The organism is Allocoleopsis sp., from assembly GCF_036703385.1.
Lineage (GTDB): Bacteria > Cyanobacteriota > Cyanobacteriia > Cyanobacteriales > Coleofasciculaceae > Allocoleopsis.
Genome location: NZ_DATNPA010000548.1, coordinates 1 through 5252, shown reverse-complemented (window position 1 = coordinate 5252; position 5252 = coordinate 1). Strand labels below are relative to the sequence as shown.

Below are 5252 nucleotides of genomic sequence, written 5' to 3'. Positions count from 1 at the left end.
GGTATCTTGCAGCGAGTGCATAATCTACCGGATGCCACGGTTCTGGTATTTCAAGGATTGGTTTTCTTAGTCGTTATGTATAGTGAATCGCTCTACGGACGTTTTCCCATCTTCAAAGAGCGATCGCAAGTCAGCGGAAGTCCAGCAACTGCAACCGTCTAAAGTCAGTTCATGGGTTTGTAGTAAGCGCTTTAGCGCTAAAGCGCAACGACGCACGAATGACTTAAAGCAGATTTTCATCAAGGAGGAATTGCATGGCAACAGAAGCATTGGGTTGGTTAGGAGTTCCTTTAGCGATCGCAGCAGGAACTATGCGGGGGGGTACGCCGTTTCTGTTTGTCAGCTTGGGAGAATGTCTGACAGAAAAAAGTGGCAAAATCAACCTCGGACTGGAAGGAACATTATTGATGGGTGCCATGAGTGCCTATGCAATTTCTTATCTAACTGGTTCCCCTTGGTTGGGAGTCATCGCCGCTGGATTGGCGGGGATGGTTTTGGGTTTCATTCATGCTTGGCTCACTCAGCAACCTAGAGTTAACGATGTTGCTGTTGGTATTGCCATGATTATCTTTGGGAGTGGTCTTGCCTTTTTCTTAGGGAAGCCTTTTATTCAACCTAAAGCTCCACCTCTACCGACTTTGGATTTGGGAAATTGGAGCAGTATGCCAGCACTGCAATCGGCATTAAAAATCAGTCCACTTTTCCTCCTCGGTGTAGCCCTTGCACCATTAATGATGTGGTTTTTAAAATCAACTCGTTGGGGTCTATTTGTTCGTGCGGTTGGTGATAGTCCTGATGCGGCTAGAGCGATGGGAGTTTCTATCAAAAAGGTGCGGATGTTGTGCATCATTGCCGGAAGCTTTTTAGCCGGAATTGGTGGAGCTTCTCTATCTCTCTACTACCCCGGTATCTGGAGCGAACGCATCTCTAGTGGACAGGGACTGATGGCAGTTGCATTAGTCATTTTCGCCCGATGGCAGCCCATGCAGTGTCTATATGCCTCTCTATTATTTGGCGGAGCTCAAGCACTTGGCCCCGCTTTGCAATCGATTGGCGTCACTCAAGGTTATTACTTATTCAATGCCGCACCCTATGTTCTGACACTTTTAATCATGATTATTACCTGCTCTCCGAAACGCACTTTAAGTGGTGCACCAGGGGCTTTAGGGACGAGTAACTAAATTCAAACTCAAAAAATAGCTTACATTGCTCCCTCCCCTTGCTAAGGGGAGGGCTGGGGAGGGGTAAAAGAGTGTGTTGCAAAATCTGAATATATACAGCGCTTTCCAATTCAATGAAGTACATTTTGACTCCCCTAACCCCCCTTATCAAGGGGAGAACTAGATCACACCGACTCGCAAAGTGCTGTCAATAGTTTTAATCTTGCATTTTGGATTTTGAATTCACAGTGGTGCACTACTAAAAATTAACGATTTCGATGCCAGAAACTTTAAATCTTGCCGTCAATGGTACCTTGATGCGAGGACTGGAACTAAACGGCAATCTCTTAGCAGTTGGAGCAACCTTTGTGCGAGAAGCCAAAACAGAACCCGCCTACCGACTTTGGTCGATTGATGACCGCTATCCAGCCATGTTGCGAGTGCGAGAAGGAGGAGTTGCGATCGCAGTTGAAGTTTGGGCAGTCCCTACCGCGAGTCTGGGCACAATTTTGCTGCAAGAACCAGCCGGATTGTGCATCGGTAAAGTCCGTCTCAGCGATGGTGAAGTCGTTCTGGGCGTTTTAGGCGAACCCATCTGCTGCGAAAACCAACGAGAAATTACTCAATGGGGCAGTTGGCGTAGCTACATAGAAACACTAACCATATCTCCAACAATGCCCAGCATCACAATTAACTGACATTTCACTCCAAAAACTCTGCGGCACTCTGCGCCACCCTCTGCGCTCCTCTGCGTTAAAAAAACCGAGTATTCCAATGCCAACTTAACCGATCACTGACTAAACGCGATCGCCTATCAAATACTTACCGAGGTTAAACATGGGACGTTTTGTTGATGCTGACCCCTATCCTTATCCTTATAACGGGGATTTGCGCCCAGAAAACACAGTACTGCTGATTATCGATATGCAAACCGATTTCTGCGGTATTGGTGGCTATGTTGACAAGATGGGCTATGACCTATCTTTAACTCGTGCTCCGATTGAACCGATTCGCAAAGTTCTGGCAGCAGCACGGGAAAAGGGGTTTCATGTGATACACACCCGTGAGGGACATCGCCCCGATTTATCTGATTTACCAGAAAATAAGCAATGGCGATCGCGTCAAATCGGAGCGGGCATTGGCGACCCTGGCCCCTGTGGCAAGATTTTGGTACGAGGTGAACCAGGTTGGGAAATTATCCCCGAACTTGCCCCTCTCCCTGGAGAAGCCATTATCGATAAGCCGGGAAAAGGGTCATTTTATGCGACTGACCTCGATCTATTGCTGAGACGCAAGGGTATTCAGAATATCGTTCTGACTGGGGTTACTACGGATGTCTGCGTTCACACTACGATGCGGGATGCGAATGACCGAGGGTATGAGTGCCTGCTGCTATCTGATTGTACGGCTGCAACGGATTACGGTAACTATTTGGCTGCCCTGAAGATGATCAAAATGCAAGGGGGTGTGTTTGGGGCTGTTGCTGATTCGACGGCATTTATTGAAGCAATTCAAGGAGAAAATGCAGCAGCTGACCTTCAAATGCCAGAGTATTCTGTTGTACAAAGTAGCTGAATTGGGTCTGTTGCACAATTTCAAAATGGATGCAAATTTTATTTTTTAACGCAGAGGAACGCTGAGGTTTACGCAAAGGGACGCAAAGTTTTTGGTACAAATTTTTTCGTTGAGTATTGATTAGTGATTGTTAATTTATGAGTATTGCAACTGCAAGAACTACTGTTGAGCTAACTAGGCCACCTGAATTGGAGGTGGTGAATATGAGTAAGCGATTTGGGTCGTTTACTGCTCTGGATAATGTCTCACTGCACTTGAAACCAGGAACATTTCATGCTCTGTTGGGTGAGAATGGGGCGGGAAAAAGTACTCTCGTGAAGTGCATTATGGGGTTTTATACTCCTACCTCTGGTGAGGTGCTGATTGATAAGCAAAGCCGTACTATTGATAGTCCCCGTGATGCTCATAAGTACGGGATTGGCATGGTTTATCAGCATTTCACGTCTGTACCTGCCATGACTGTAGCTGAAAATCTTGTCCTTTCTCGCTTTGATAGTCCCAATTTAATCAATTGGAAGGAAGAGTATGTTCGCTTAGAAGCATTCATGCAAACGGCTCCTTTCCAAGTTCCTTTGGATATCCCCATCGCTCAATTAGCGGCTGGACAGAAGCAAAAGCTGGAAATTCTTAAACAGATTTATCTCCAAGTCCGTATCTTGATTTTGGATGAACCGACATCCGTACTAACGCCTCAAGAAGCCGATGAAGTCTTAGGATTACTGCGCGAGGAAGTTACTGCCGGAAAGTTGAGCGTATTAATCATCAGCCACAAATTCCGTGAAGTGATGGCTTTTTGTGATGAAATCACTGTATTGCGTAAGGGCAAGTTTGCAGGTCATGGCCTCGTAAAAAATCTCACAGTCTCAGACATGGCTGAGATGATGATGGGTGAGAGGCGTGAACCAGAACAGGTTAAGAAAACAACGCATCTCAACTCCACACCCGTGCTTCAAGTGCAGAACCTTTACGCTAACAAAGATAATGGTGTCGAGGCTATTAAAGATGTGAATCTCACGGTGCAGAGCGGCGAAATTGTCGGGATTGCGGGGATTTCTGGTAATGGTCAACGGGAACTGGTAGAAGTCTTAGCGGGACAGCGTCCTGCTACGTCTGGGCAATTATTGGTTAATGGAGAGGTTTATACCGCGACGCGAGCCGAAATGTATCGGCATCAAGTCTTCTCACTACCGGAAGAACCCCTCCGCAATGCCTGCGTCCCTCACATGAGTGTGGCAGAAAACCTTGCTCTACGCACGTTTGACCGTTCTCCCCAAGCGAAAGGGGGTATGTTACTCGTCTTCAAAGCGATTCGACAGATGGCTCAAGGGTTGATTAACACATTCAAGGTTAAAACACCCTCACCAGACACACCCATTGGCAATCTGTCTGGAGGAAATGTGCAGCGTGCCGTGTTGGCGCGAGAACTCTGTGGCGATCGCATTAATTTGCTCATCGCGGCGAATCCCTGCTTTGGGTTGGATTTTGCAGCTGTGGAGTATATTCATGGGTCTATTGTGGAGGCGCGAAATCGAGGTGTTGCAGTACTCCTGGTGAGTGAAGATTTGGATGAATTGTTGAAACTCGCTGACCGGATTTTGGTGATTAGTGAAGGGCAGTTTGTTTACGAAAGTGCGATCGCAGATGCTGACTTTGCCACCATTGGTCAACGCATGGCAGGACACTAATGCAGCGAGTTTTAATCCTCAAAGACTTACTCGACATCGCTGCACACCAGGATGAGTTGTTTTGGGAACCGTTTCATCCTGGTGTTGACATATACCGACTTTATAAAGATGGCGAGGGAGGGGCAGCAGCAGCGCTTCTTCGGTATCAGCCAGGAGCTAGCGTACCCCTGCACAAACATACGGGTTTTGAACATATTTTCGTTCTATCGGGTTCGCAAACCGATGAAAATGGTGAACATCAAGCTGGAACCCTCGTCATCAACTCACCTGGCTCTCACCATAATGTGATTAGTCAAGCAGGCTGCATCGTTCTTGCTATTTGGGAGAAGCCTGTATTGCTTTGTCAGAAAAGTTGAATGTTAGAAGGTTGAACATCATACCAATCTCCTACGTCCTTGCTATAAATATTTTTCTTTTCCCCTCTTAATAAGGGGGGTAGGGGGGTCAATTTGTAGCGTTATTTTATGAATTTGGTATTAACAGTTGGTATTTCTCAGATCTTGTACCCAGCCTTTTGACCCCTCCCCAACCCTCCCCTTATTAAGGGGAGGGAGCTAATTTTCCTCCCTCGTTTCTAATGTTCCCCCAAACCCAAGGGGGATTAGAGGGGTGGTGCAAGATGTGAAGAGTATTTTCAACCTGCCAACTTTTAACCTGCCAACTTTTAACCTGCCAACGTTCAACCTACCAACTTACAACCTACCAACTTACAACCCGCAAACCCTGATATGGTTTTCATCTCTGCTCAACCCTACGATTACAAACTTCCTGCCGAAGGGGGTTTGGCACTAATCATCATTGACATGCAGCGAGACTTTTTAGAAGAAGGAGG

At 46.6% G+C, this 5252-nt stretch carries 5 protein-coding genes and 2 pseudogenes; all 7 read left to right on the top strand.

The genetic code is table 11. From position 1 onward, the window contains the following. Positions 1-162 (top strand): annotated as a pseudogene (locus V6C93_RS38480) (ABC transporter permease); the annotation flags it as partial. Positions 163-254: 92 nt separating this feature from the next. Beyond that, entirely contained in the window at positions 255-1181 is a 927-nt protein-coding gene (locus tag V6C93_RS26780) for an ABC transporter permease (RefSeq protein WP_333479719.1), read from the top strand. Between the two features lie 257 nt (positions 1182-1438). Then, entirely contained in the window at positions 1439-1858 is a 420-nt protein-coding gene (locus tag V6C93_RS26775; protein ID WP_333479718.1) for an allophanate hydrolase-related protein, read from the top strand. Between the two features lie 139 nt (positions 1859-1997). Continuing rightward, positions 1998-2735 (top strand): isochorismatase family cysteine hydrolase, encoded by a 738-nt coding sequence (locus V6C93_RS26770; RefSeq protein ID WP_333479717.1) that lies wholly within the window; start codon positions 1998-2000, stop codon positions 2733-2735. A gap of 137 nt (positions 2736-2872) precedes the next feature. Beyond that, entirely contained in the window at positions 2873-4420 is a 1548-nt protein-coding gene (locus tag V6C93_RS26765) for an ABC transporter ATP-binding protein (protein WP_349262855.1), read from the top strand. Beyond that, positions 4420-4776 carry a cupin domain-containing protein gene (locus tag V6C93_RS26760; protein ID WP_333479715.1) on the top strand — a complete coding sequence of 119 codons (357 nt, stop codon included), beginning with the start codon at positions 4420-4422 and terminating at the stop codon, positions 4774-4776. The genes V6C93_RS26765 and V6C93_RS26760 overlap by 1 nt, the downstream gene beginning before the upstream one ends. A 372-nt stretch (positions 4777-5148) precedes the next feature. Then, positions 5149-5252, top strand: a pseudogene (locus tag V6C93_RS38475) (cysteine hydrolase); the annotation flags it as partial.